Origin of the sequence: Streptomyces sp. 11-1-2 (assembly GCF_003595545.1) — a bacterium.
GTDB classification, from domain to species: Bacteria; Actinomycetota; Actinomycetes; order Streptomycetales; family Streptomycetaceae; genus Streptomyces; species Streptomyces hygroscopicus_B.
Genome location: NZ_CP022545.1, coordinates 11,289,280 through 11,312,131, shown reverse-complemented (window position 1 = coordinate 11,312,131; position 22,852 = coordinate 11,289,280). Strand labels below are relative to the sequence as shown.

At 69.6% G+C, this 22,852-nt stretch carries 30 protein-coding genes and 3 pseudogenes; 18 read left to right on the top strand and 15 right to left on the bottom strand.

All coding sequences use genetic code 11. The features are described 5' to 3' along the window. The first annotated feature begins 280 nt into the window (after positions 1–280). Positions 281–436 carry a hypothetical protein gene (locus CGL27_RS48015; protein WP_240451088.1) on the top strand — a complete coding sequence of 52 codons (156 nt, stop codon included), beginning with the start codon at positions 281–283 and terminating at the stop codon, positions 434–436. 197 nt (positions 437–633) lie between these two features. Here the strand turns inward: CGL27_RS48015 and CGL27_RS52805 are convergent. Further along, positions 634–894: pseudogene (locus CGL27_RS52805) on the bottom strand (FAD-binding protein); the annotation flags it as partial. A gap of 423 nt (positions 895–1,317) precedes the next feature. Between CGL27_RS52805 and CGL27_RS48005 the strand changes: the two are divergent. The 5 genes from CGL27_RS48005 to CGL27_RS47985 all read left to right on the top strand — a co-directional run bounded on the left by CGL27_RS48005 (position 1,318) and on the right by CGL27_RS47985 (position 5,677). Continuing rightward, positions 1,318–2,166 (top strand): DUF1684 domain-containing protein, encoded by an 849-nt coding sequence (locus CGL27_RS48005; RefSeq protein WP_119994008.1) that lies wholly within the window; start codon positions 1,318–1,320, stop codon positions 2,164–2,166. 38 nt (positions 2,167–2,204) lie between these two features. After that, the gene (locus CGL27_RS48000; RefSeq protein WP_119994007.1) at positions 2,205–2,609 is read left to right on the top strand and encodes a nuclear transport factor 2 family protein; all 405 of its coding nucleotides are present in this window, start codon (positions 2,205–2,207) and stop codon (positions 2,607–2,609) included. A gap of 541 nt (positions 2,610–3,150) precedes the next feature. Beyond that, positions 3,151–4,527, top strand: coding sequence for an MBL fold metallo-hydrolase (locus CGL27_RS47995; RefSeq protein ID WP_119994006.1), 1,377 nt, complete (start codon positions 3,151–3,153; stop codon positions 4,525–4,527). Between the two features lie 41 nt (positions 4,528–4,568). Continuing rightward, on the top strand, positions 4,569–4,931 hold the full coding sequence (locus CGL27_RS47990) for a rhodanese-like domain-containing protein (protein WP_119994005.1): 363 nt from the start codon (positions 4,569–4,571) through the stop codon (positions 4,929–4,931). After that, positions 4,928–5,677, top strand: coding sequence for a sulfite exporter TauE/SafE family protein (locus CGL27_RS47985; RefSeq protein ID WP_119994004.1), 750 nt, complete (start codon positions 4,928–4,930; stop codon positions 5,675–5,677). Before CGL27_RS47990 ends, CGL27_RS47985 begins: the two co-directional genes overlap by 4 nt. Positions 5,678–5,792: 115 nt before the next feature. Here CGL27_RS47985 and CGL27_RS47980 read toward each other — a convergent pair. Together CGL27_RS47980 and CGL27_RS47975 are read right to left on the bottom strand one after the other, a co-directional pair. Then, positions 5,793–6,182: pseudogene (locus CGL27_RS47980) on the bottom strand (hypothetical protein); the annotation flags it as partial. After that, a complete protein-coding gene (locus CGL27_RS47975) occupies positions 6,179–6,547 on the bottom strand; it encodes a hypothetical protein (protein ID WP_119994003.1) in 369 nt (122 codons plus the stop codon). The pseudogene CGL27_RS47980 and the gene CGL27_RS47975, both read right to left, overlap by 4 nt. Before the next feature lie 364 nt (positions 6,548–6,911). Between CGL27_RS47975 and CGL27_RS47970 the strand changes: the two genes are divergently transcribed. Both CGL27_RS47970 and CGL27_RS47965 read left to right on the top strand, forming a co-directional pair. Beyond that, the gene (locus tag CGL27_RS47970; protein WP_119994002.1) at positions 6,912–7,523 is read left to right on the top strand and encodes a sigma-70 family RNA polymerase sigma factor; all 612 of its coding nucleotides are present in this window, start codon (positions 6,912–6,914) and stop codon (positions 7,521–7,523) included. Next, a complete protein-coding gene (locus CGL27_RS47965; RefSeq protein ID WP_119994001.1) occupies positions 7,501–8,100 on the top strand; it encodes a hypothetical protein in 600 nt (199 codons plus the stop codon). Before CGL27_RS47970 ends, CGL27_RS47965 begins: the two co-directional genes overlap by 23 nt. Positions 8,101–8,617: 517 nt before the next feature. Here the strand turns inward: CGL27_RS47965 and CGL27_RS47960 are convergent. Beyond that, positions 8,618–9,469, bottom strand: a complete 852-nt coding sequence (locus CGL27_RS47960) for an enoyl-CoA hydratase/isomerase family protein (protein WP_119994000.1) — start codon at positions 9,467–9,469, stop codon at positions 8,618–8,620. A 106-nt stretch (positions 9,470–9,575) separates the two neighbouring features. On the opposite strand from CGL27_RS47960, the gene CGL27_RS47955 reads away from it, so the two are divergent. After that, positions 9,576–9,968, top strand: coding sequence for a helix-turn-helix domain-containing protein (locus tag CGL27_RS47955; protein ID WP_119993999.1), 393 nt, complete (start codon positions 9,576–9,578; stop codon positions 9,966–9,968). Between the two features lie 114 nt (positions 9,969–10,082). Here the strand turns inward: CGL27_RS47955 and CGL27_RS47950 are convergent, their stop codons facing one another. Both CGL27_RS47950 and CGL27_RS50565 read right to left on the bottom strand, forming a co-directional pair. Further along, complete coding sequence (locus CGL27_RS47950; RefSeq protein ID WP_240450894.1) at positions 10,083–10,280, bottom strand: hypothetical protein; 198 nt, start codon at positions 10,278–10,280, stop codon at positions 10,083–10,085. A 247-nt stretch (positions 10,281–10,527) separates the two neighbouring features. Beyond that, positions 10,528–10,695 carry a hypothetical protein gene (locus CGL27_RS50565; RefSeq protein WP_159037938.1) on the bottom strand — a complete coding sequence of 56 codons (168 nt, stop codon included), beginning with the start codon at positions 10,693–10,695 and terminating at the stop codon, positions 10,528–10,530. Between the two features lie 38 nt (positions 10,696–10,733). Between CGL27_RS50565 and CGL27_RS47945 the strand changes: the two genes are divergently transcribed. Further along, entirely contained in the window at positions 10,734–11,240 is a 507-nt protein-coding gene (locus CGL27_RS47945; RefSeq protein ID WP_162953235.1) for a hypothetical protein, read from the top strand. A gap of 240 nt (positions 11,241–11,480) precedes the next feature. On the opposite strand, the gene CGL27_RS47940 is transcribed toward CGL27_RS47945, so the two are convergent. Next, a complete protein-coding gene (locus CGL27_RS47940) occupies positions 11,481–11,861 on the bottom strand; it encodes a helix-turn-helix domain-containing protein (protein WP_119993997.1) in 381 nt (126 codons plus the stop codon). Between the two features lie 77 nt (positions 11,862–11,938). Here CGL27_RS47940 and CGL27_RS50560 point away from each other — a divergent pair, with 77 nt between their 5' ends. From CGL27_RS50560 to CGL27_RS47930, 3 genes are all read left to right on the top strand, one after another. Beyond that, positions 11,939–12,085, top strand: coding sequence for a hypothetical protein (locus tag CGL27_RS50560; protein ID WP_159037936.1), 147 nt, complete (start codon positions 11,939–11,941; stop codon positions 12,083–12,085). Beyond that, positions 12,082–12,750 carry a DsbA family oxidoreductase gene (locus tag CGL27_RS47935; RefSeq protein ID WP_119993996.1) on the top strand — a complete coding sequence of 223 codons (669 nt, stop codon included), beginning with the start codon at positions 12,082–12,084 and terminating at the stop codon, positions 12,748–12,750. The genes CGL27_RS50560 and CGL27_RS47935 overlap by 4 nt, the downstream gene beginning before the upstream one ends. A gap of 269 nt (positions 12,751–13,019) precedes the next feature. Further along, positions 13,020–13,661, top strand: a complete 642-nt coding sequence (locus CGL27_RS47930; protein ID WP_119993995.1) for an NAD(P)H-dependent oxidoreductase — start codon at positions 13,020–13,022, stop codon at positions 13,659–13,661. Here the strand turns inward: CGL27_RS47930 and CGL27_RS51255 are convergent. Then, a complete protein-coding gene (locus tag CGL27_RS51255) occupies positions 13,639–13,950 on the bottom strand; it encodes a hypothetical protein (protein ID WP_205587872.1) in 312 nt (103 codons plus the stop codon). The two genes, CGL27_RS47930 and CGL27_RS51255, sit on opposite strands and share 23 nt — an antisense overlap. Further along, positions 13,950–14,120, bottom strand: coding sequence for a hypothetical protein (locus CGL27_RS51250; RefSeq protein ID WP_205587871.1), 171 nt, complete (start codon positions 14,118–14,120; stop codon positions 13,950–13,952). The genes CGL27_RS51255 and CGL27_RS51250 overlap by 1 nt, the downstream gene beginning before the upstream one ends. Before the next feature lie 6 nt (positions 14,121–14,126). Between CGL27_RS51250 and eno the strand changes: the two are divergent. Further along, positions 14,127–14,366 (top strand): annotated as a pseudogene (eno, locus tag CGL27_RS47920) (phosphopyruvate hydratase); the annotation flags it as partial. Between the two features lie 382 nt (positions 14,367–14,748). Here the strand turns inward: eno and CGL27_RS47915 are convergent. The 4 genes from CGL27_RS47915 to CGL27_RS47900 form a co-directional block, all read right to left on the bottom strand. Next, positions 14,749–15,279 carry a hypothetical protein gene (locus CGL27_RS47915; RefSeq protein WP_078646444.1) on the bottom strand — a complete coding sequence of 177 codons (531 nt, stop codon included), beginning with the start codon at positions 15,277–15,279 and terminating at the stop codon, positions 14,749–14,751. A 394-nt stretch (positions 15,280–15,673) separates the two neighbouring features. Further along, positions 15,674–16,507: a PIG-L family deacetylase gene (locus tag CGL27_RS47910; RefSeq protein ID WP_119994898.1), complete on the bottom strand. Its 834-nt coding sequence runs from the start codon at positions 16,505–16,507 to the stop codon at positions 15,674–15,676. Positions 16,508–17,001: 494 nt separating this feature from the next. Then, the gene (locus CGL27_RS47905; RefSeq protein ID WP_205587870.1) at positions 17,002–17,469 is read right to left on the bottom strand and encodes a transposase family protein; all 468 of its coding nucleotides are present in this window, start codon (positions 17,467–17,469) and stop codon (positions 17,002–17,004) included. Positions 17,470–17,568: 99 nt separating this feature from the next. Then, positions 17,569–17,919: a hypothetical protein gene (locus CGL27_RS47900; RefSeq protein ID WP_119994897.1), complete on the bottom strand. Its 351-nt coding sequence runs from the start codon at positions 17,917–17,919 to the stop codon at positions 17,569–17,571. 111 nt (positions 17,920–18,030) lie between these two features. On the opposite strand from CGL27_RS47900, the gene CGL27_RS47895 reads away from it, so the two are divergent. Continuing rightward, the gene (locus CGL27_RS47895; RefSeq protein ID WP_162953234.1) at positions 18,031–18,327 is read left to right on the top strand and encodes a hypothetical protein; all 297 of its coding nucleotides are present in this window, start codon (positions 18,031–18,033) and stop codon (positions 18,325–18,327) included. A 97-nt stretch (positions 18,328–18,424) separates the two neighbouring features. On the opposite strand, the gene CGL27_RS47890 is transcribed toward CGL27_RS47895, so the two are convergent. Then, positions 18,425–18,811 carry a helix-turn-helix domain-containing protein gene (locus tag CGL27_RS47890; protein WP_078646442.1) on the bottom strand — a complete coding sequence of 129 codons (387 nt, stop codon included), beginning with the start codon at positions 18,809–18,811 and terminating at the stop codon, positions 18,425–18,427. A 76-nt stretch (positions 18,812–18,887) separates the two neighbouring features. On the opposite strand from CGL27_RS47890, the gene CGL27_RS47885 reads away from it, so the two are divergent. Both CGL27_RS47885 and CGL27_RS47880 read left to right on the top strand, forming a co-directional pair. Beyond that, on the top strand, positions 18,888–19,820 hold the full coding sequence (locus CGL27_RS47885) for an NADP-dependent oxidoreductase (protein WP_119993993.1): 933 nt from the start codon (positions 18,888–18,890) through the stop codon (positions 19,818–19,820). Between the two features lie 74 nt (positions 19,821–19,894). Then, the gene (locus CGL27_RS47880; RefSeq protein ID WP_346345776.1) at positions 19,895–20,554 is read left to right on the top strand and encodes a GNAT family N-acetyltransferase; all 660 of its coding nucleotides are present in this window, start codon (positions 19,895–19,897) and stop codon (positions 20,552–20,554) included. A 149-nt stretch (positions 20,555–20,703) separates the two neighbouring features. Here the strand turns inward: CGL27_RS47880 and CGL27_RS47875 are convergent, their stop codons facing one another. Next, complete coding sequence (locus CGL27_RS47875) at positions 20,704–21,465, bottom strand: TetR/AcrR family transcriptional regulator (RefSeq protein ID WP_119993991.1); 762 nt, start codon at positions 21,463–21,465, stop codon at positions 20,704–20,706. 144 nt (positions 21,466–21,609) lie between these two features. On the opposite strand from CGL27_RS47875, the gene CGL27_RS47870 reads away from it, so the two are divergent. Next, positions 21,610–22,743 (top strand): NAD(P)/FAD-dependent oxidoreductase, encoded by a 1,134-nt coding sequence (locus CGL27_RS47870; protein WP_119993990.1) that lies wholly within the window; start codon positions 21,610–21,612, stop codon positions 22,741–22,743. The last annotated feature ends 109 nt before the right edge of the window (positions 22,744–22,852 follow it).

The following is a 22,852-nucleotide window of genomic DNA, read 5'->3' as shown; positions in this document are numbered from 1 at the left end:
TGGGCGGCGTCCTGGGAAACGCGGGGGCGGGGCGCTGATCCTGCGGTATCTGCCCTGGCGCGCTCTCCTGGATCTCCGTACCGATCGCTGTCGTGCTGCTGGCTTGCGCGGCCTACCTCGCCCCGAAGACCGGCCGGGCTCCGACCGGACTCGACGCTCCGGGCTCGGCACTGCTGGTCACGGGCTGTATCGCCCTGCCGTTCGGCATCATCGAGGGCCCAGCGCGCGGCTGGGTGTCAGTCCCGGGTACGAGTTGCCGCACGCTCAGACACGTGCGGTCGTGCTGCCGAACGTGCTGGCGTTCAACGCACCCGCTGCACCGGAGGTGGTCCCGCCGAACAACCCGCGCACTGTGGCCCCTCATGGTCTGCGGCGGTTGTTGCGAGCCGCACGGCAGGGCACCGACCCGTTGGCGCTGGACGACGAGCAGAGCTGACAGGCAGGTTGTGCGGAGCCGCCAGATCGAGGCGACTCCGCGTCCCTGGCCCAAGGCCCCACGACCTGGCTGACACATTCCCGCTGCCCCGCGACGCCTGGCGCGCCATCTCGCCGCGTTGCCATGACGCCACGCGGCCGCATTTCGAGGCGACGGCGGGCCGTCATGACCTCGAACAGGCCGTCGACGTGCTCGGCCGAGACCACACGACCGGGCACCACGCTGCCGCCGTAGCGGGCCGCCTCCTCCTGCCCACGAGCGACGAGATCGTGAGGCGGTATGCCGTCGCGTGAGAGGAATCCATGCACGCCGAAAGCAGGCGCGTTGCGCGGCTCCCCCGAGTCGATCACCATCACGGAGCGGCGCGCTCGGGCCAGGGTCAATGCCCCGGACAGACCGGCGGCACCACCGCCGATGACGATCACTACCACGGACTGGTTTGTGTTCATATCAGGCATGTTCACTCGCCCTGGCCGATGAGGCAGCAGAACTTGCCGAGTCGGCAAGTTTGACCCAGCGGGACGGCGGCGTGCAGCAGACTCGCGTGCACGTGCGCGTCTGGAACGGCCGGAAGGTCGACATGAAGCGCTCGTCCAGCCGAGCACTTGGCAGCCGTCCCCCAGTGGGGCGAGATGTTCCGCCTGAGGTTCCCTTCAGCACATCGCGCGGCGGAGATCGTGTTCTCCAGGGTGATGTCAGAGCGCGGTCACCAGCTCGGCGCCTTTCTCGCATTTGCCGTTACAGCAAACAGCTTTGCTTGTGTTCTCGAGGCGAGCGCACCATCCAAACCATCGACCGGCCGTCGCACCGGTCGAGGTTCCCGGCCGGCGGTAAGTCCTGACGGCGGTCGCGGGTGACCGCCACCTACAGAGGAGAGCACCGTGTCCAGCGATTGCTTCGATGGTGACGACGACGCGTTGACCGGGTACGACAAGTGGCGTCGGAGCCGGTGGGAGGAGATGGCGGGCCCGGACGGGAAGGCGGGCCGCATCGCCTATCGGCTGATCACGGAACCGGGTCAGGAAGTCCCCGAGGTTCCGGGCCGGTGGACGTCCACCGGCTTCTCGGGGAGCCTGACGCTGACCGCGGCCCGCGCGGAGGGCGTCTCCGTCGATGACCAGGCCGTCGACGGCGCGGTGGAACTGACCAGCGCCAGCCGCCTGTCCTTCCCCGGCGGGCGGCGCGGCACCATCGAGGAGCTGCGGGGAGCCCATGTCCTGGTCGTGTGGGATCCGGCCGCGCCCACCCTCGTCGGCCTGCGCGGGATCGAGGCGTGGCCGTGGGACCCGGCCTGGACCGTCGCGGCGGAGTACCGTCCGGCGGATGCCGGGCGCCTCCTGGAAGTGACCCGGCTGACCAGCCCGAGTACGCGGGACACCCTCCCGGCCCCGGGTGACTTCGTCTTCGATCTGCGAGGTCAGCGGCACACGCTCCGGGCGTTCGGCGGGGGCGGCGACACTCTGCTGATCACGTTCACCGACTGCACCAGCGGCACGGACACGCCCGGCATGGGCCGGTGGCTGATCCTGCCCCGGCCCAAGGACGCCACGGGTACGGCCCGTATCGACTTCAACCGGGCCGTCGTTCCCCACCACATGTTCTCGGCGGCCTTCCCCTGCCCCCTGCCGCCCCGGGAGAACCACCTCCTCCTACGCATCGAAGCGGGCGAACGCGCCCCCGTCTTCGAAGAAGGAGCGGCCGTCGGCACCACGACCGGCCCCGCCGTCTGACATCCGCCGCAACCGGCGCACCCCGAAAGGAAAGAACGATGACACCCGACCAGGATCTTCGCGCAGCAGCGGTGCACTACCTCCGGCAGTGGGAGGTGCGGGACTACGCCACGATGCGATCCCTGTGCACCGACACCGCCACCGTGTGGCACAACGACGGAAGCGGTGACCAGCCGATCGACGAGAACATGGGACTGCTGAAGCAGTTGGCCGCCGACGTCGAGACACTTCGGTACGACATCGTGCGGCAGTTCCAGGACGGCGACGAAGTGCTCCAGCAGCAAGTACTCCACCTGACCAGGACCGACGGGTCCCGCAGTGACGTACACGCGGCGATGTACTTCCGGTTCGACGGCGGCCTCATCGACCGCATCGAGGAATACTTCAACGTCGTACCGCTCAACGAATCCATGCCGTCGTCCGGCTCGCCCGAACAGCGCTGATCGCGACCGCTCCCGCCAAGCGATCCGCTGAGGCAGGGCCCCGGAAGCAGCACCGGCCCGGGCCCTGCCTTGTGCGAGGAGACCGCAACCTCGTCTGTGCCGACCCGATGACAGGCGGCAGCGCCGCTTGTGGCAAACGCACCTCGCGCGCTCCCGGTCGAAGTGTCCACCGGGCCGCGCGGTCACGCCCGTTGACCGTGGCACAGATTCCTGACGTCGCCCATGACATCGTTCGCCGAGCATCAGTCGGCCTTCCATCGCCGACGGCGGGCCTCCACTGAACAGCTCCTCGAGGGCAAGAGGCCGGATCCGGTACGCCGGTCCGACGTCCGGGCGGGAAGGCGGTGAGCAAGCGCCGGCTCGAAGAGCGGGCTGTTTCCTCAGCCGTTGGCATCGTCGCCTGCTACACGGCGAAGATCCCCATCTTTTGCACCCGCGAGACCCCGCCGAGTACCCGAGTTGGGTGAGGCGATACCCGACAAGGGGCGCTTTTCGCCTTGGAATACCCCCCGGGGTACACCGTTCAAGAGGAGTCATAGTCGTGTTCTTCGTCGACATCCTGGAATTCGAGGGCCTGGGCAACCGCAGCTACCTGTCCGGCGGACCCCGTTCGGCGGTGGTCATCGATCCGCCGCGTGACATCGATCAGGTCATCGCCGCGGCGGCCCGGCGAGGGGTGCGCATTGCTTTCGTTGCCGAGACCCACGTGCACAACGACTACGTCACCGGCGGCCTGGAGCTGGCCCGGGTGACCGGGGCCCGCTACCTGGTGCCGGCCGCAGCGCACGTGTCCTTCGCCCGCACCCCGGTGGCCGACGGCGACACCGTGACGGTGGACGAGGGTCTGGTGCTGCGCGCGCTCGCCACCCCCGGGCACACCCCGCACCACACCTCCTACGTCCTTACTGAGGACGGGCGCGGTGTGGCGGCGTTCACCGGCGGATCGCTGCTGATCGGCACGGTGGGCCGCCCCGATCTGGTCGAGCCGCGGCTGACCGAGCAACTGGCCCGTGCCCAGCATGCCTCCGCCCACCGCCTGGCCGATGAGCTGGACGACGAGGTGCCGGTGCTGCCCACCCACGGCTTCGGCAGCTTCTGCTCCTCCTCACCGGCCGAGGGGGACGCGACCACGATCGGCCAGGAACGCGCCACCAACGACGCGCTGGTCCTGGACGTGGACACCTTCGTCGCGCAGATACTCGCCGGGCTGGACGACGTGCCCGCCTACTACACGCACATGGGCCCGGCCAACGCCGCGGGGCCCGCGCCGGTCGACCTCACCCCGCCGGGGCGTGCGGACGCCGAGGAGATCGCTTCCCGGCTGGCCGCCGGTGAGTGGGTGGTGGACCTGCGCAGCAGCATGGCCTTCGCCGAGGGGCACGTGGCCGGGTCGTTCAACTTTGAGGGCGAGGGGAAGCTCGCCACCTACCTGGCCTGGCTGATCCCGTGGGGCAAACCCGTCACCCTGCTCGCCGACACCCCTGAGCAGATCACCGACGCACAGCGAGAACTGACCCGGGTAGGCATCGACCGCCCGGCCGCCGCCGCCACCGGCGACCCGGGCACCTGGGTCCGCGCGGGCGAGCAGCTCGCTTCCTTCCTCCGCGCCCGCTTCGCCGATCTCGCCGATGCCCGTGAGCGCGGTGACGACGTGGTCGTCCTGGACGTGCGCCGGGACTCCGAGCGCGCGGGCGGCTTCATCGACGGCTCGGTCCACATCCCGATCCACGAGCTGCACGGCCGCATCGGCGAGGTACCGGCCGGGACCGTGTGGGTGCACTGCGCCGCCGGCATGCGCGCGGCGATCGCCGCCTCCCTGCTGGACGCCGCCGGCCGCGACGTGGTCGCCATCGACGACGGCTTCGACGCCGCCACCGAGGCGGGACTGATCCTCACCCGCCCCGACGGCACCGACTGACCCGCCCTATCCCGCACCACCTGCACGAAAGAGATCAGACGATGTTCCCGCAACTTCACCGCGGCCCCGTCCGCCTCACCCCCCAGCAGGCCCACCAGCAGACCAGCGACGGCCAGGCCGTGCTGCTGGATGTCCGCGAAACACCGGAGTGGAAGGCCGGGCACGCGCCCGGCGCGCTGCACCTGCCGCTTTCCCGCCTGATCACGGGCGCTTCCCTGCCAGTCTCCACGCAGGGCAAGCCGGTGGTCACGATCTGCCGCTCCGGTCACCGCTCCCAGCAGGCAGCCAAGCTGCTGGCCGGACGGGGCGTCGAGGCCACCGACGTCACCGGCGGCATGGCCGCCTGGGCACGCCAGGGCCTGCCGGTCACCGGCGAAGGCGGCAGCAGCGGTGCCATAGCATGAGCGCGCTGATCTTGGCCCTGATCTCCGGGGCCGTGGTCGGAATCGCCCTCGGCGCCCTCGGCGGGGGCGGCAGCGTCCTGGCGGTGCCCGCGCTGATCTACCTGCTCGGCTTCACCCCGGCCGCCGCCACCACCGCCAGCCTGATCATCGTCACCGCCACCTCGCTCACCGCCCTGTACGCCCACGCCCGCACCGGCAACGTCCGCTGGAGGGCCGGCGCCCTGTTCGCCGCGGCCGGACTCCTGCCCGCCGCCGCGGCCGGAGCCGCCGCCTCCCGCCTGCCCCAACCGGTATTGACCGCCACGTTCGCCGCCATCGCCGCACTCACCGCCGTCAAAATGCTGCGTCCCAGCCAGGCGAGCACCCGTCAGACGCCTGTGGTGCAACCCGCGAAGGCCGTCGGCACCGGCGCGGGGCTGGGTGCGCTGACCGGGCTCCTCGGGGTCGGCGGAGGCTTCCTCGCCGTCCCCGCCCTGGTCACCGTGCTCGCATTCGAGATGCAGGCCGCCGTCGGCACCAGCCTGCTGGTCATCTCGGCGAACTCCATGGCCTCCCTGGCCACACGCGGCGCCACCACCGCCGGCATCGACTGGGCGGTGGTCGGCCCCTTCACGGGCACGGCAATCCTCGGCGTCAGGGACGGCAAAGGCCTGGCTGCCAAGGTCACCGGCACCCTGCTGCAACGTACCTTCGCCGTCGTGCTGCTGGCCGTGGCCGCCTTCATGCTCATCGACGGCCTCACCTGAACCAGACCATCCGGCGCCGGCGCATACAGGTTCGGACAGCAACACCGGTTCTCCGGTCCGTTCCTGCTCCCACCACAAGGGCCACACCCCGGCCTTCGGCCTCCTGGACGCCGCCCAGGGCGCGGACCTTCGTGCCGATGACGTCGTCCAGGGGGAGGACGGGGCCGTACTCGGTAACCGTGGGCGGGCGCCAGAGGGCCTCCTTGAGGATGTCGACCTCGCACTGCTCACCGCTGGCGGGGTCCGTGACCACGAGGCGGCCGGAGAGCGGGTCCACGCCCACCTCTGTCACCTGCCAGCCGCGCTCGGCCAGCCCGGCGATGAGGGTGCGGGTGATCTCCGCCATGGGTGCGGGGTTTTCCGTGGCGACGTCGAGGTCCTGGCTGAGCCGGTCGACCAGGCCGTGGGCCTGGACGGCGTACCCGCCGGTGATGCCCAAAGGGTACGGGGTGCCAATGGCCAGGACGTCGGAGAGGAGCCGGCGGTGAAGGTCGCTGAGGTTCACGCCGCGGCTGCCGGGCGAGCCGACGCCAGCTCGGGGAAAGCCTCTTCCCATACGTCGCGGATGGCCCGGCTGATCAGTGTGCGCAGGACGGGCCACTGGGCGACCAGGAGGTCCCGGTCCAGCAGGACGATCAGGTCACCGCGCTGCCCTTCGGCCAGCACGGTGCGGTACATGGTCATCCGCGACCGCGGCCGGTCGAGATCGAACCGCGTCAGACCCGACCACGCCACATGCAGCGGCAGCTGTACGGAGCCGTGCGTCGGCCCGGCCAACTCGCCGAGCGCGACGGGAAGCCTTCGCTTGTAGCGCTGCCGCAGCACCTCGGCAGCGGACGGTGACGGCTCAGCGGCGGGCACAGCGGACATTCGCCCAGCATATGAGTGATGAGCCCGAGGTTCGTGGCACACGAAATACCGCTGTGGCGCTGGCCGCAAGCGGCATCGAAGTCGGCCGTGCCCTTGCCGGAGACGTCCGCCAGCTCCACTGCCAGCATGTGGCCACAGTTCGTGCGGGCAGCGACGACGAAGTCGCCCGAGTCGGACTGGCCGGGTGCGTTCACGCAGATCGATGCGCACCGTACCGCCGCGCCGCGATGGCGGGCTGGTACGGCTGCACAACTGCCGCCAGTTGTTCGCCGGTTGTCCCGGACAATCGCGGGCCGCTCATCGCCCGGCACAGCCGAACGTTTCCCGATTCTCCTCCGTCCTAGGAGGGACAGGGAGGGAACCCATGACCGGACGCCGACGCACGTTACGCCGTATCGGGCGCCGCGCGGACGCCGCTGACCCTCACGGGCCCAACAGACACACACCCGACACCCACACGCCCGACAAGACCGACGTGGATGTCTCGCGTGTGCGCGCGATCCTGGCCCTGGGCGGCGTGCCGTGGGGCGACCTCGACGACGGGGTGCAGGAGGTACGGCTGAGGCTGCTGGAGCAAAGCGCCGACCCGGATCGCGCGGCGGTCCGCGACACCTCCGCGTGGAGCAGCGTCGTCGCCGCCCGCGTCGCCGCGGACTGGCACCGGGCCGGTGCGCGCGACGACGGGCTGCGTGCCCGACTCGCCGCCCGCTGGGCGCAGCGGCCCGCCGCGGAACACGCCGAAGAGGACCGCGCGCTGGCCCTCGCGGTGGCGGACGGACTCGGCTCCCTGCCCCCTCACCAGCGTCAGATTCTCACGTTGCGCTACTACGCCGATCTTCCGGTGCGTGACATCGCCCGGCTGCTCGACATCCCCGAAGGCACGGTCAAAAGCCGCCTGCACACGGCCGTGGCCGCGCTGCGCACCCGGCTACGCGAGACGGAGGTGATCCACAGTGACCGAACCGACCGAGACTGAGGAGACCCGGCTGCGACAGGCGTTTGCGCTGATCGCGGAGGAGGCCGGGCGCCCGGACCCCACCACGGCGCCGGCAGACCGCGCGGCGTCGGCCCGCCCCTCGCGCGGACAGCGGCGTGTCCGGGCGGCAATCGCCGTAGCGGCAGTCGCCTGCGCCGCCGCCATCGTCGTGACAGTGATGGTCATCGCCGACGGCGGCTCCGGAACCGAGCCCGACACCGCAGGCCGAGGACAGACCTTCCCAGAGGCTCTCGCCTGCGCGAACGCCGTAGTGGAGGGTGACCTCACCTCGGTGCGCCCCACCGGACAGGGCCGGGTACAGGTGACGGTCTCCGTGGACCGGTGGTTCAAGCCCAGCACCGGGCCCGCCACGGCACGGTTCGACCTCGCCGACCCCGCCGTCGCGGACCCCGCCGAGGCATACGCCGCCGGAGACCACCTCCTGCTCCTCGTCCCCCGGCGCAAAGGCCAGATTCCCGACACCTACCAAGGCCAGGAGCTACGGCCGATGCGCGACCGGATCACCCGCACCCTCCCGGAAGCAGCTCACACCACCTGCCCCCGGGAATTCCGTTGAGGGACAGCGGCAGTCCGGTGACCGACTGCGGCCGACGGCCCGGGACTGACCTCTCCTGGGCCGACGCCCCGCTGCCGTCAACGGTGTAGGTGACGTAGCCCTCGATGTGCTGGGGGCCGCAGTTGACGAACCACGTCACTCGCCCGCCGGGCGGAATCTGCTGGGGAGGATTGGGCTGAAAGCAGCCCGGATTGGCGTTGAAGCCCGCCAGGGTCAGCGTGCGCGTGGTCTCGTTGGTGAACCACGGCTGCAACACCACCGATTTTATCGACGGGGCGGGGGAGGCAGCGGAGGCTACGGGGGCCGACAGCCCCGTCCAGGCAAGTAACAGGGTCAGAGAGCGGCACAGAACGGTTTGATTCTTCGCGTTGCAGGTTGCTGTCCCGCAGAGACGGCCCGCACACCGCCAGTGGCGATTACTCCGTGAGATAGGAGTTCTCTCTGGACGCTCCAGCAGCGACCACTCCAGGGAGCCGCGGGATCGCGCCACCGGCCCGCACGGCCGTCCCGGCCTCAGCTACTGGGTCTGGCTCATTGGGCGCGCGGCACTGCGCATCAGTTCCTCGAGGCCGCGTTCGCCTGCCGGTGTCTGCGCCCCGTTGCGCAGCCCTCGGCCCATCAACTGCTGAACGGCAGGCAAAGCGATCTGAGTGGCCCACGCCTCGTTCTCGCGGAGGAGTCCGTCCGTGATGTGTTCGGCAGGCAGTGCGCGCTTGGCCGCTTCGATGACACCATCGGGCAGGGCAGCGATATTGCGGGCGATACGGTCGACGTACTCATCGAGTTGGCCGGCCGGCAGAGCCCGGTTGATCCAGCCGTAAGACGCTGCGGTCTCGGCATCAAACAGGTCTGCGGTGAGCACCACCTCCAGTGCACGGTTGCGGCCCACGCGGTCACGGAGGTACTGCGTTCCGCCTCCGCCGGGGACGATGCCCATGAGCGCTTCGATCTGGCCGATTCCGGCGGTCTCGGCTGCGGCGAATGCCATGTCCGCCGCTGCTACGAATTCCGCCCCGCCTCCACGGGTCTTCCCGGCGAGCTTCACGATGGTCACCTGAGGCTGATGGCGGAGGAGCTCGCCTATGGCCTGGAACACATTGACGTCCGCCGGCGCCGACGCAGCGAGCTGCTCCAGAACGTCCATCCTCTCCCCGATCCGCATGTCCACATGAGCGAGGAAGAACTCCGGGTCGGCGCTGGAGAAGACGATCACCCGGACCGATGAATCGCCCCTCAAGGTGTCCAGCGCCGTGCGGAGCTCGCGCATCATCGTCGCGTCGAGCACGTTCACCGGCGGATTATCGAAGACGATCCGGGCGACGCCGTCTTCGATGCTCACATGCAGGGTTGAGTAGACATTGGTGGTCAAGAGGTTCTCCATCAGTTACCGATAGATATGTAGGTTTGCAATGCATACCTACCGTCGGCGACGCCGCTGGGACCGTCAAGAACGCACTCTGGGAGAACCAAGGATCATGAGGGATACCGACCCGCACGGCGTTGACGCGGGAACACGCATCGTTTTCCGGGCGGACTGCCCCAGCCGGCCGATCCTCGACCAGATAGCGGACAAGTGGTCGATGATGATCATGGCGCTGCTGGAGCGGCCCATGCGGTTCAACGAGCTGAAGCGCCGCTTGGAAGGTGTGACGCAGCGTGTCCTCACTCAGACACTGCGCCGTCTTGAGCGGAACGGCATGATTCAGCGAAAAGTACTGCCGACCTCACCGGTCGGCGTCGAGTACTCGCTCACGGCGCTGGGTGAGTCCCTGCGCGAACCTTTCGGGCACCTTTACAGCTGGACTGTCGAGCACGGCGAGGAAATCCAGAACTGCCAGCGGGCGTACGACAGCAGGGCTGACACATAGCCGCCTGCTCAATCGCCGGTAGACTCCCGCAGCTTCAATCGCGCCACCCCGCAGCCCCAGATCACCAGTCCAGGGGCGGTCCAACCACCTCGCAGATCATTTCGTTAGGAGTTCCTACTGGGAGAACGCGCACGTCCGGACGGGGTCGAGGTGCAGTTCGTAGGGCCCGAAGCAGTCGGCTGCGAGGGTCGCGACCGGAGCGCCGCAGGGGCAGGCTCGGTTGAGCCCTTCGTCGCCTGTCGGTCCGCAGCACCCGTTGCTGTTCTCCCAGTTGGGCAGGGGCTGGAGGTCGGTGGCGTTGTCGGGGTGCACCAGCACAGTGTGTCGGGTGCCCGCCGAGATGAGCCGGCCGCGGTGTCGTGGAGGCGTGCGCGCCGTCCGTGAGTCAGGAGTCCGGTTGCCGTCCAGGGCGGAGGCATTGGGGCAGGTCCACGCCTGTCCGAGGAGCCGGATGAGACGCGCCTCCGGATGGTCCGGGCACCGGAGCGTCGTGGCGTCCGGGGCGGGCGCGTCCGGGGTGGGGGCGTGGAGGTATGGGGCGGCCCAGCGGCGCCCCGTCTCATCCCGCTCCGCTGGAGTCCTCGTCCGGCTCTTCGTCCTCGCTGGAGGCGGTAACGGTCTCCTCGTCGAGGAGCGGATAGCCGTTGACCTGTTCAGTGGACGTCGGGGGTGCCCGGCCCCAGGTATGACGCGCCGTCTTGACCGCCCAGAGGGGTAATTGCCGCACATCAGTGCGTTCTTGGAGACGCTGGTAGGGTCCTGATCATGTCCAGTCAACAACCGCCAGGATGGAACGACGCTGGTCAAGCGGGACCCGCTGGGTACGGCCCCGCCCCGTATCAGGCGCAGCCGCCCTATCAGCCGTATCCGAACGGCCCCGGTGTCCCGGGCGGCTACCACCACCTCCAGCCGATGGCGATGCCGGGGCAGGTCCGGGCCGCGCAGGTGCTGTTCTTCGTAATGGGCGGGTTCGGCCTGGTCTCCATGGTGCTCGCCATCGTGAGGGGCGACGCGGAGGCGGCCGGCTCGATATCCGTAACGTCCCTCCCGGCGTTCCTGGGCCTGATCTGCGCTCTGCGCTTTCCCAAGCGGAAGCCCAACTCACGGGGTACGGCGATCTTCCTCGCTTCGCTGATGCTCTTCATCGGGTTCGGCACCATGGGGCAGGGGCAACCTGTCGGGCTGGTCCTGTGCGCGGTTGGTGTCACCATCGTGATCCTGCTGTTCCAGCGGCAGTCCGGTCACTGGTTCCGCCGTCCAGTCCGCCCCTGACAGGCGGGAACCTGCAGAAGAACAGACGCTCTTTGCCTCAACGGACCGGCGCGGTCCGGTCGAGCCGCATCGCGGCACCCCAGGTACTGATGACGCGCCGCGCTCCTTATCCGCCACAACAGGCCCGGCAGGCGTCTCCTTTGCCGGGATCGCAGGGGCGCCGCAGGCGCAGCGGGGCCAGCCTTGACACTGCGACTGCCGCGTGCCGTCCTGGCCGGACGCACGCTTCCACGGCACGCTTCAGGAGGCTTGGTCGTGGCGTCGGCGGGCGGCCCGGATCTCTTCGCGGTGGGTGTTGGCCCAGGTGTCCAGCGCCGTGAGGGGGGTCAGCAGGGTCCGGCCGAGGTCGGTCAGCTCGTAGTCGACCCGGGGCGGGACGGTCGCGTGCGGGGTGCGGGTGACGAGGCCGTCGCGGGCCAGCGCGCGCAGGGTCAGGGTGAGCATGCGCTGGCTGATCCCTTCGATGGCGCGGTGCAGCTCGGAAAAGCGGTGTGTGCGCCGGCCGAGGAGGACGACGATCAGCACGCTCCACTTGTCGCCGACCAGGTCGAGCACCTCACGGACGGCGCAGTCGTCGGTCGGCTTGATCGTCTCGGGCACATTCATGTTCGTGACTGACATCAAAGTGCCTCCTTCCGGTTCCTCCCATGCTGCCGCAGACTGAGGTTACGCACAATAAGTAACCCAAGGAGGATTCCGTGAGCACCTCAATGGATGAAGCCCCCGGGCCCGGGGCGCAGCCCGGTCCAGCGCCGTCCGACGAGGAACCGGCCCCTACCCCTGCCCTGGTCGTCGTCGGGGCCGACGACGCTCCCGTCTGCTCGGACGGGGTGTGCCTGCTGTGAGCGGGCAGCAGCGGTTGCGGATCGAGGTGTGGTCGGACGTCGTGTGCCCGTGGTGCTACATCGGCAAGCGCCGGCTGGACAAGGCACTCGACGAGTTCGGGCACGCTGACGAGGTCGAGGTGGTGTGGCGCAGCTTCCAGCTCGACCCCGCTCACCGTGAAGGCGTGCGGGAGCCCGTGTACGACGCCCTTGCCAGGAAGACGGGCGGCTCGCCGGCGCAGGTCCGTGCGATGACCGGGCAGCTTGCGGAGCTGGGGGCGGCAGAAGGGCTCGCCTACGACTTCGACCGGGCCGTCCTCGTCAACACCTTCGATGCCCACCGCCTCAATCAGCTGGGCCGTGCCCACGGCCTCGGCTCCCAGACGCACGAGCGGCTGATGCGCGCCCACCTGATCGAGGGCGAGGTCGTCGATGACGTCGAGACCCTCGTCCGGCTGGGGAACGAGGTCGGGATCCCGGCCGACGAGGCACGCAAGGTTCTCGCCGGTGACGCCTACGCTGCCGACGTCCTGGAGGACACCCGCGAGGCTCAGGCGCTCGGCGCGAGCGGAGTGCCGTTCTTCGTCCTGAACCGCACGTACGGCCTCTCCGGCGCGCAGCCGGTCGATACCTTCCTGTCCGCGCTGCGCAAGGCCGCTGACGCACCCGGCACGGCAGCTCGCTGAGCGTCCACCTGCCGCAGCGGACAGGAAACAACCGCCCCGGCTCCGTCGGGGCGCCCCCGTACGCCGCTCATCACCTTCGGCACCCCGTGTCCGGCCGCTTCCCGGCCGGGAAGCCGGCACCCCGCGCGATTTCCTGAGGCACTCCCCCGCGGCCCGCACCCCGTCCGCGGGCCCGAGAGCCGCGCGGTCCGCAGGCGCGTCGCACCGGGTGCCGACGCGCCTGCCCGTCCGTCCTGACACACACCGAAACCGAAAGAGACCACACAGACATGTCGTACCTCCTCCACATCGATTCCTCGGCCACTCCCGGCGACGGATCCGTCTCCCGCAAGGTCGCCCGGTCCTTCCGTGCCTCCTTCACCGGCCCCGTCATCCACCGCGACCTCGGCCTGGCACCGGTCCCGCACCTCACCGCCGAGAGCATCACCGCCCGCAGCACCGACCCCGCCCAGCACACCCCGGAGCAGGCCAAGGCGCAGGCCGTCCAGGACGAACTCATCGAGGAGTTCCTCGGCGCGAGCGCCTACCTGTTCACCATCCCGCTGTACAACCTGACGATGCCCTCGGTGTTCAAGGCATGGCTGGACCAGATCATGGTCTTCGGCCGAACCCTGGCCATCGGCGCCACTCCGCCCACCGCCGGCCGCCCCGCCACCGTGATCACCGCCCGGGGCGGCAGCTTCGGACCCGGGACCCCCAACCACGGCATGGACCACCTCGTACCGTCCCTCGAAACCATCCTCAACCGGATGCTCGGCCTGGACCTGCGCATCATCCTGCCCGAGCTCACCCACGCCCCCCACGTCCCCGCGATGGCCGACCTCATCCCGCTCCACGAGACGGCCCTGTCCACCGCACACGAACAGGCCGCCCAGCAAGGCAAACTCCTCACGAAGCGTTTCGCCGCCTGAGGCACACCCGCCCGCATGAGAACGCGGGCAGACCACCACCCCGCCCAACGGAGACCCACCCCAGCGCCTCCGTGTTGGCCGCCGCGATCAGCTTCGGCACGCTCCAGCGCAGCTTGGTGCCGTAGCCCGGGGCGTTGGGGACGACATCCATGCGGCCGGTGTCCGCGTCGAACGCGACCACGCGTGCGTGCCCGGCCGGCTCGGGCACAACCGCGACGCGGATGTCGTCGAACCGGACGAGGACGCCGCCGCCGACGACCGGGGTGACCATGCCGCGCTCCGTGATCATCAGGGTGATCGCGGTGCCGGGTCCGAGCGGCTCGCGGCCGTCCCGTCGTACGACCTGGCCGGTACGCCGCTTCGGCTTCTCTTGCGGGTGGCGCTGTTCTTCGCCGCCTGCTCGCAGGCGGCGACCAGGGCCTGCCGTGCGAGGTCGACGCCGCTCAGCTCGGTGGTCATGCGATCACCGCCCACCGTGCCGGCTACACCGTCGTCATGTCCCATCGCTCCGGCGAGACCGAGGACACCACCATCGCGGACCTCGCTGTCGCCACCGGCTGCGGCCAGATCAAGACGGGTTCGCTCTCCCGCGCCGACCGCACCGCCAAGTACAACCAGCTCGTGCGCATCGAGGAGGAACTGGGCACCCAGGCCCGCTACGCCGGCCGCGAAGCGCTCGGCTTGCGCCGTTCTGCCCCGGCATGACTCGAATCATCGCTGACATCCCGGTCTCCCTTGACGGCTTCGCCACCGGGCCCGCCCCAGCCCGGGCAGCGGTCTGGGCACGGGCAGCGAGACGCTCGTCGTCGGGCAAGGTCAGGTCGCCGGCGCGGAACGGGGCGTTGTTGATCTCGGGCGGAACGGCGCGGGTGGTCGAAGTCCTGACCGCCGTCGCGACCGTAGGACGGCAGAATCACCACGGTCGAGGTTGTTGTTCCATCATCCCGCTCGTCTCGGCCCAGCGGCAGGGCAACCGGCCGCGGCGGCTCGTCGAGGACCAGGAGCTCGCGGCCTCCGCCGACAAGCCGCCCATCGACCGCACCAGGGCGCACCCTTGCGTCGGCCGGGACGCGGCAGCCGGGTCCGGTCAGCGTCCCCGGCCCTGGGGGAACTGCCCGAGGTGAACCGCACGATGGACGACCGCCGCCAGGCCCCGGAGGTCCTCGGTGAAGGCATCGACGCGGATCCGGCGTCCGCTGTGCAGCCGGATTTCGCACGTAGAGCCCATGCCCCGGGCGTCGGCGAGCGGCCGGCCGTCACCGCCGGCGGTACTCACCTGCGCGACGTCCTCCCAGGGGATCACGGTGGCGGTGCCCGCCACCCGGTGGGTGAACCCCCGCTCATGAATGTCGAAGCACTGCTCCCGGGTACGGAACGCCTGCACCAGGCGCCAGATCCCCAGACCCCACCCCACCAGGCCGACCCCGAGCAGTATCCCCGCCAGCGCCGGGGCCCCCTCGGTGGTGCCCACCGACGCGATCGCCACCGGCACCCCGAAGGCCGTGCCCACAGCCCCGGCCATCAGCCAGATACCAGCCTGCCGCAGGCGTCGCGTGCCATCGGTACGGTGCTCCCGCACGAATCTCCCCAACTGCTTGGCCGCTTCCGTACGCCTCATCGGGCCCCCTCCCAGGTCGTGGACACCTCAAACTATGCCCCCACCGCCGAGCGATGCACTCTTACCGCGGGCCTTGGGCAGCACCGAGGAGGACGTCACGCTGTGGGAGGACACCTTCGCCTGCACCCACGGCCGCAACGAGTCCATCCAGAAGGTCACCCTGCCCGAAGCGCCGTGGGGTGTTCGCTCTCGCCTCTGTCATCTCGCCCGCGCCGTCCCAGCGGATCTCAGGAACGACGGCGCCACGCCCTGGAGGAAGCGGAGCCGGCCGGGCGGCCAACAGACGCGAGGAGTGCTTCCAGCGCTGACCGGCCGGATTCACCCGCTCCCGCTGCCCGACAGGGCCTGGCGCAGGGGCCGATGAGCTTTCCCAGGCCCCGGTCGGACGGTCGGATCAGCGCAGTCCGGCGAAGAGATCGTTCTCCGGTACGGACGCGCCGGTGGCGTCCTGGACACGTACGAAGGTCTCCATGCCCATCAACTCGCCGAACCTCTCCTTGCCCATCTTGAGGAAGAAGATGTTCTCGCCCTGACTGGCGTGCGCGGCCAGCGCGTCGAACTTCTGACCGCTGAACGCGGTGGTGTCCACCCACGTGGTGATCTCATCGTCGGGGAGGCCGATCTCGGCCATCGCGGCGGCCTCTGCAGGATCCGGCTCCGGCATGTCCTCATGGAACTCGCGCATGGTCTCCCCGAACCGCTGCATCATCGAGCGGGGCATCGTCGTCCAGTACACCTTCGGTGTCAGCGCGGTCATCTCCAGCGCAGCCATCGTGATGCGGTGGGCCTGGATGTGGTCGGGGTGGCCGTAGAAGCCGTTCTCGTCATAGGTGACGACCACATCGGGTCGGTAGTGCCGCATGAGTTCCGCGAGTCGGGCGGCGCCTACCTCCACGGGGGTCTGCCAGAAGGATCCGGGGGCGTCGTTGCTCGGCCAGCCCGTCATCCCGGAGTCGGCATAGTCCAGCATCTCCAGATCGCTGACCTTCAGGACGTCACAGCTCGCCTCAAGTTCTTTACGGCGCATCAAGGCGACGGCCGCCGGATCGTGCCCGGGATCGCCCGGCTTGACACCCCCCGGTCCGTCACCGCAACCGCCGTCGGTACACGTCACGAGAACCGTGCGGATGCCTTCCGCCGCGTACTGCGCGAGGACCCCTCCGGTTCCGGTGGCCTCGTCGTCGGGGTGGGCATGCACTGCCATGAGCGTCAAGGGCCGGTCAGTCATGAAAAAGTCCTCCTGCAGAAATACGTCTTGGTCCGAGTGCGCGGCGGGCATTCCGCGATCCCGGGGCCCGGATCCAGTCGGGGCGGATGACCTTGTTCCCACCCGTGCGACGCCGGTCCCTCGGTCGATGCAACATACCTGCCGGATCGGCTGTTCCCGGCACGGCCGCTTGGCCTTCCCAGGCGTGGGCGTGGGAATTCGAACGCGGCCACAGGCGCAGCGCCCAGCGCCTTCCGAGATCCGGTCCGCCTCGGGGCAGCCAGGAACAGACCGTCGACCGCGACCGGCCAGGCCGCCACGCCGGATTCGCCCCGCAACCGCGCGGGCCCGCTTGGAGTCGTGATCACGTGGCTGGGAAAGGGTTGGACGGGGTGATGCTCGGGCTTGTAGCTTGGCCGATGCCTGGGGCAGGAAGTCCGGTCAACTCCCGCATCCGTCGGGTGGTCCAGGCCCGCGGGACCTGCGATGGAAGACCGCGCTGAACACTTTCGACATCACCTTCGACGGCCGACTCTCAGCAGCCCGTCAGTAACCATCCCCTGACGGCGTCGCATCTCGCGCCAGCCGCACTGCTCGCCGAGTTGGGCATCCTCCTTCGGTTTCTTCGGCGGGGCGCTGACCTGGTCGGGGAACTCGTTGGCCAGCCCTCGGTAGCCCTCGTCGATCTCCGCCTTCATCTGCGAGTGCAGGCGGAGCTGCTCGGCGATGCCCTCGGTGCGCATCCCGGTCTGGTCATGCATGCGGCCGGGCCGGTCGGCCCCGGACCACAGGGTGCGGCCCAGGGAGTCTCTGATGGTGGTGGTCTTCATGGTGTTCTGCTTCTTCCTGCCGGAGACGAACGCGCACCGGCCAGGCCGGTGGACCTTGGGACGGCGGACCTGGGTCTCGGTGCCGTCGATCCGCAAGGTGACGTTCTCGGCGGCGGCGTAGGCGAACACGTCTGCCGGCGTGCGCAGCCGCACCCCGGGCCGGTCGGGGACGGCGAAGCCCCGCTCGGCCGCCTCCCCTCCACGTCACGCCCGACTTCTATCCATCCCAGTTGATCTTTGCCGGGCTGGGTCTCATAGCCACCGCCTGGCTGCCTCGACGCTGTCGCCGATGCTGGTGTTGAACGCGATAGCGGCCCCCGGTGCATGCTGCCGGACCAGGTTCACGACCTGCTCGAAGAACGTCAGCAGAGGTTCGGGCTTGCGTATCCCACCCCCGATGACGACGACGTCCCAGTCTCGTTCGGACAGCGCCGCGACCACCATGGGCTCGGCTGATTCGTCCGGCGCGATCAGCGTCACGGAAGCATCGACGGCATGTTCGCCAAAACGGGCCAGTTCCTTGTCCAGGACCGCGCGCATGGCGTCCCCGTCCATACCAGGCACCGCGTGCGGGTCGAAACCAAGAATGAGAGCAGAAGGCATGCTCTGCATGACGATCAGCTCCCTGTGCCGGTTCCCGTTGCATGAAGCTGCCATCTGGGTGGCGACATCACCTGAGACTCCAGGCCCTACCCACGTCGGCGACGACCCCGCGTGAGCCGGGAACTTCGCTCACAGCCTCGTAAGCAGGTCGTGTGGCGGTACGAGCGCGCACTGGCCGCCTACCTCAAGCGCCGCTTCGCCGCCACGCCGGACGGCGAGCTGCGCGCGTACACCGTCGCCGCGAGCGTCCTCGCCACGCACAGCTACGGACTGCGCACCTGGCTGCGTTCGGGCGCCGACGGAGATGTCGCGTCCGCCGTGGACCACGCGCTTGACCTCGTGCACCGCGCACTTGGGGTGAGACCGGTGAGACGCTCGTGGTCGTGGCCAGGACCACCACCCCGATAGGGCAGATCGTCCAACGCATCGAGAGCCGACGGACCGAGCGCGGCCGGGCCGATACCGAGTAGCGGCCGAGAGGGTACTCAGTGCCCTGGCGGGGGCCTCAGTCGCTATGGGCGACCGGCTCGGGATCGGCGTCGGCGTCGAGCGCATCGAGCACCGCGTCGCCGTTCGCCCTCGCCCACTCGGTCAGCATGTGGATCGGATCGATCAGCGTCGCCCCGAGCGGGGTGAGCTCGTACTCGACGCGGGGCGGCACCTCGGCGTAGGCGTGGCGGCGGATGAGTCCGTGCGCCTGGAGCCGTCGGAGCGTCTGGGTGAGCATCTTGCGGGAGATGCCGCCGATCAGGTCGATCAGCTCGCCATGGCGCACCGGGCCTTTGCTGAGGCCGTAGAGCACGACCGCCGTCCACTTGTCGGCGATCAGCTCGACCGTCAGACGCGCCGGACAGTCGGCGAGAAAGGGATCACCGGGACCGAAACCGCTCATGGCTCCAAAGGTACCTGCTGGTTCCTATCAGAAACCTAGTCTGAGTTCTCTCCCCCCCTCCAAAGCCAGGAGAGTCATGCGAGTCATTACCCAGCAGTCGCTCGGCGGTCCCGAGGTGCTCACCATCGTGGACGCGCCCGAGCCCCAGCCACTCCCGACCGAGGTTCTCGTCCGCGTCAAGGCGATCGGGCTGAACCCGCTGGAGGCGCTCCTGCGCGCCGGTGAGTTCCCCCCGATGCTCGGTCGGCCGCCGTTCGTCCTCGGCTGGGACATCAGCGGCGTGGTCGAGGAGGGGTCGCTGACGTATCGGTTCAGGCCTGGCGACGAGGTGTTCGGGATGCCGCTGTTCCCGCGGGCGGCGAGCGCGTACGCCGAGGTCGTGGCGGCGCCGGCGTTGCACCTGGTCCGCAAGCCGGCGTCGCTCTCGCACGTCGAGGCGGCGGCGCTGCCGGTCGTCGGGCTGACGGCGTGGCAGGGCCTCGTCGACCTCGGCGGCGTGACCGAGGGCGACCGTGTCCTGGTCCACGGCGGTGGTGGCGGGGTCGGCCACGTCGCGATCCAGATCGCGAAAGCGCTCGGTGCGCACGTGATCGCGACCGCCGGCGGGAACAAGCGGAAGTTCGTCGAGGGGTTCGGCGCCGACGAGGTGATCGACTACACGGCGGTCGACTTCGCCGAGGCGGTTCGCGACATCGACGTCGTGCTCGACACGATCGGCGGCGACACCGTCGAGCGGTCGCTCGAAGTGCTCCGCCCGGGCGGTCACTTGGTGACGGCGGTCGCCGAGGGAGATTCGGAGCTCGTCGCCAAGTACGAGGCGGCCGGCATGCGCTTCAGCGGCATCGCCGTCGACCCCGATCCGGTCGCCCTGCGAGGTCTCGTCGAACTCGTCGAACAGGGCAGGCTCCGGGTCCATGTGCAGGAGACGTTCCCGTTCGAGGGCGTCGCCGACGCGCACCGGCTGCTCGACGGCGGGCACCTCCAGGGCAAGCTTGTCCTCACCGTCTGATCCCCGTCGTGGGGCCTCGCATGAGCGAGGCCCCCTGACGAACGGCTGGTAACCTCCCGCCTCTGGCGATCACCATGTCCGCCGAGACCGTAAAACGGTGGACAGCCCTCCCGTGCTGGGCGAGCATCTCCGCGATGAATAACGAACCTCTCCCCATCCCCAAACGTGTCCGCTTCGTCGAGCTCAGCGCGAAGGCGCTGCGGGCGCTTGCCGACGGTGACCTCGCCGGCGGCAGCGCCGAGGCCGGGATCGCCCTTGACGAATACTTCGTCTGCGACCGGGCTCGCTGGGTCTTCGGCTATCGCGCCGACCAGCTCGCCGCGGACCCGTCCGCCGCGCCCTGGATCACGCGGATCGCGGTGTCCGAGCCGGACGAAGCTGTCGTCGGCTACGCCGGGTTCCACGGACCGCCGGACGAGGCCGGCATGGTCGAGGTCGGCTACACCGTCGTGCCCGGGTACCGCCGCCAGGGCTACGCCCGCGCCATGCTGACGGCGCTGCTCGTCAGGGCCGTCGCCGAACCCGGCATCACGACCGTGCGAGCCGCTATCAGCCCCGACAACAACGCCTCCCTGGCCACCATTGCGGGCTTCGGTTTCACGCGCGTCGGCGAGCAGTGGGACGAGCGCGACGGGCTCGAGATCGTCTTCGAGGTCCCGGTAGACGCGATTCAAGCCGAGCAGCTTTACGGCCTCGGCGGACATGGTGATCGTCCCGGTCGAGCCGTGACATGAGAAGAGCCGCGCGGGTTGGGTGAGTTGTGAAGCTGACCTGACGGCCGGACCTCTTCAACCGCCTCAACCGAGGCAGTCACGTCACTCGTCAGGTGCTCCTTCCATGAGCGGGAGTTACACCGGTACAGACCCGCCTCGGGTTGCGGCGTTCAGCCGGCGGTGTCGGATGCCGGTGTCGGCTGGGGCTGGGGCTGGGGCTGGGTGAGGTTGTCCATGATCAGGCCGAGGGTGAACTCGAACCGGTCGTGTCCGGTGCCGGAGGTCAGCTCAGCGGCATAGCGTCGGGTCTGCGGAAACGCGTCGGCCGGCAGCGCGGTGAACCGGCGGATCAGCTCCTCGCGGCCAAGGACCCATTCCTGGTCCGGGTGTTTCCGCCGCTGCTGGACCAGTGACTGCTCCAGGGCGTAGGCGCTGACGTAGAGGGACAGGGCGTCGAGCACCCAGGCGGCGCTCTGCGGTTCGATTCCGCCGGCGAGCAGGATCGCCAAAAGCCCTTCTCTGACCCGCAACGTGGAGAGGTTGGTGGGGACTACGCCCAGCGCGGCACGGGAGACTCCGGGGTATTTCAGGTACTGGTCGCGGATCTGCGCGTACACGTCGAGGATCTGCTTGCGCCACGTGGCCGGGTCCGGTTCGGGCAGCGCGACATCGGAGCAGAGCCGGCCGACGAGCAGATCGTCGATGTCCTCTTTGCTGACGATGTGCGCGTACAGCGACGACGGCCCGGTGCCGAGCACCGCGGCGACTCGACGGATGGTCAGTGCGTCGTAGCCCTCGGTGGCCACGACTTGCAGGGCGGCGTCGGTGATCCGATCGACCGTGATGGGCTTCTTGCGTGGTGACGCCGCTGCGGGCTCCCCAGCGGGCTGGGCGTGACGAGCTGCTCGGCATTGCCGGGGATCGGAGGGCATACCGATCACTATAGCTTGACACGATCTAAGTTCGCTAAGTAGATCTTAGATCGTGCCAGCAGAACTAAGTTCGTATCCGCGTGGTTCGCGCACCCCTGCTCAGGTCCTGAGCAGGGTTCGGAAAGTCTGTTCAGGAGGTGTGTGATGCGAGTTTCCGTGGTCGGAGCCGGTCTGGGAGGTCTGTGCTTGGCACAGGGTCTGCGTGGTGCCGGGATCGAGGCCGACGTGTACGAGCGGGACCCGGCGATCACCGCGCGGTTCCAGGGCTACCGGCTCTTGCTGAGCCCGGTAGGGCTCGAGGCGCTGCGCGGCTGTCTGCCGCCGCGCTGGCACCCGCTGCTGGACGCGATCGTCGGTGACGCCTATGCCGAGCGGCTGGTCCTGGACCCGCAGCTGAACCGGATCGGCGAACTCGGCCCCGGCAAGACCGGGATCGTGATCGACCGGCAAGTGCTGCGGCACCTGCTGGTGACCGGACTCACCGTGCGCACCGGGGCCGCGCTGACCGGCTACGACGTACTGGACGACGGCAAGGTCGAAGCCCGGTTCGCGCACGGCGACCCGACCACCGCCGACCTGCTCGTCGGGGCGGACGGGGTCGGCTCCGCCGTCCGCGCGGTGCTCTCGCCGCACACCACCGCGACCGACACCGGCGCCCGGTTCGTCATCGGCCGTACGCCGCTGACCGAGCGCTTTGCCACCCTGTCGCCGGCCTTCGGCTCGAAGATCGCCGGGGACGGGGTGAGCCTGATGCTCGGAGCGATGCGTTTCCGTACCCCGCCCAAGCAGGCGGCCGAGGAACTGGCACCCGAGGTGACCCTCCCCGATATCCGCGACTACGTGCGCTGGGCCATGCTCCTGCCACCGAACGGCTCGCTCGGCGCCCCGACCGCGCAGGAGGCCGTGCTGTCCAGGATGGAGGGCTGGCATCCGGACCTGCAGGCGCTCATCGAGCAGGCCGACCCGGACAACAGCACCCTGCTGTCCATCCGGGTGGTCGAGCCCCGCGAGCGCTGGGCGCCCGGTCCGGTCACGCTGCTCGGAGACGCCATCCACGCCACCTCCCCGACCGGCGGCAACGGTGCGAACACCGCCCTGCGCGATGCCGACCTGCTGCGCCGCTGCCTGATCGAGACCGTCGAGCGCCGCCAAGACCTCCTCGGCGCGGTCGGCGACTACGAGCGGCAGATGTTCAAGTACGGGGGCGAGGCCGTGCGCCACAGCCTCGCCGCGCTACCCGCCTTCGTCCCGAACCCGGAACGACCCGAGCGGGCATAGGTTCAGAACCTCCCAGGCCGCTGTGGGCGAGCGCGGTGAGGCGATGCGGTCGGAGACGGCGATCGGAGCCCGCTGGGACAGGCCCTACTGGCGGGTGCTCGGGCAGCGG

Excerpts from the sequence above, each read along its gene's own strand:
- CGL27_RS47900 (WP_119994897.1), bottom strand. The coding sequence starts at position 17,919 with ATGCCTTCTGCTCTCATTCTTGGTTTCGACCCGCACGCGGTGCCTGGT.
- CGL27_RS47890 (WP_078646442.1), bottom strand. The coding sequence starts at position 18,811 with ATGAGCGGTTTCGGTCCCGGTGATCCCTTTCTCGCCGACTGTCCGGCG.
- CGL27_RS47885 (WP_119993993.1), top strand. The coding sequence starts at position 18,888 with ATGCGAGTCATTACCCAGCAGTCGCTCGGCGGTCCCGAGGTGCTCACC.
- CGL27_RS47955 (WP_119993999.1), top strand. The coding sequence starts at position 9,576 with ATGAGGGATACCGACCCGCACGGCGTTGACGCGGGAACACGCATCGTT.
- CGL27_RS47910 (WP_119994898.1), bottom strand. The coding sequence starts at position 16,507 with ATGACTGACCGGCCCTTGACGCTCATGGCAGTGCATGCCCACCCCGAC.
- CGL27_RS51255 (WP_205587872.1), bottom strand. The coding sequence starts at position 13,950 with ATGATCACGGAGCGCGGCATGGTCACCCCGGTCGTCGGCGGCGGCGTC.
- CGL27_RS47875 (WP_119993991.1), bottom strand. The coding sequence starts at position 21,465 with ATGCCCTCCGATCCCCGGCAATGCCGAGCAGCTCGTCACGCCCAGCCC.
- CGL27_RS47940 (WP_119993997.1), bottom strand. The coding sequence starts at position 11,861 with ATGTCAGTCACGAACATGAATGTGCCCGAGACGATCAAGCCGACCGAC.
- CGL27_RS47880 (WP_346345776.1), top strand. The coding sequence starts at position 19,895 with ATGTCCGCCGAGACCGTAAAACGGTGGACAGCCCTCCCGTGCTGGGCG.
- CGL27_RS47990 (WP_119994005.1), top strand. The coding sequence starts at position 4,569 with ATGTTCCCGCAACTTCACCGCGGCCCCGTCCGCCTCACCCCCCAGCAG.
- CGL27_RS47975 (WP_119994003.1), bottom strand. The coding sequence starts at position 6,547 with ATGTCCGCTGTGCCCGCCGCTGAGCCGTCACCGTCCGCTGCCGAGGTG.
- CGL27_RS47930 (WP_119993995.1), top strand. The coding sequence starts at position 13,020 with ATGTCGTACCTCCTCCACATCGATTCCTCGGCCACTCCCGGCGACGGA.
- CGL27_RS47985 (WP_119994004.1), top strand. The coding sequence starts at position 4,928 with ATGAGCGCGCTGATCTTGGCCCTGATCTCCGGGGCCGTGGTCGGAATC.
- CGL27_RS51250 (WP_205587871.1), bottom strand. The coding sequence starts at position 14,120 with ATGACCACCGAGCTGAGCGGCGTCGACCTCGCACGGCAGGCCCTGGTC.
- CGL27_RS48000 (WP_119994007.1), top strand. The coding sequence starts at position 2,205 with ATGACACCCGACCAGGATCTTCGCGCAGCAGCGGTGCACTACCTCCGG.
- CGL27_RS47915 (WP_078646444.1), bottom strand. The coding sequence starts at position 15,279 with ATGAGGCGTACGGAAGCGGCCAAGCAGTTGGGGAGATTCGTGCGGGAG.
- CGL27_RS47970 (WP_119994002.1), top strand. The coding sequence starts at position 6,912 with ATGACCGGACGCCGACGCACGTTACGCCGTATCGGGCGCCGCGCGGAC.
- CGL27_RS47945 (WP_162953235.1), top strand. The coding sequence starts at position 10,734 with ATGTCCAGTCAACAACCGCCAGGATGGAACGACGCTGGTCAAGCGGGA.
- CGL27_RS47870 (WP_119993990.1), top strand. The coding sequence starts at position 21,610 with ATGCGAGTTTCCGTGGTCGGAGCCGGTCTGGGAGGTCTGTGCTTGGCA.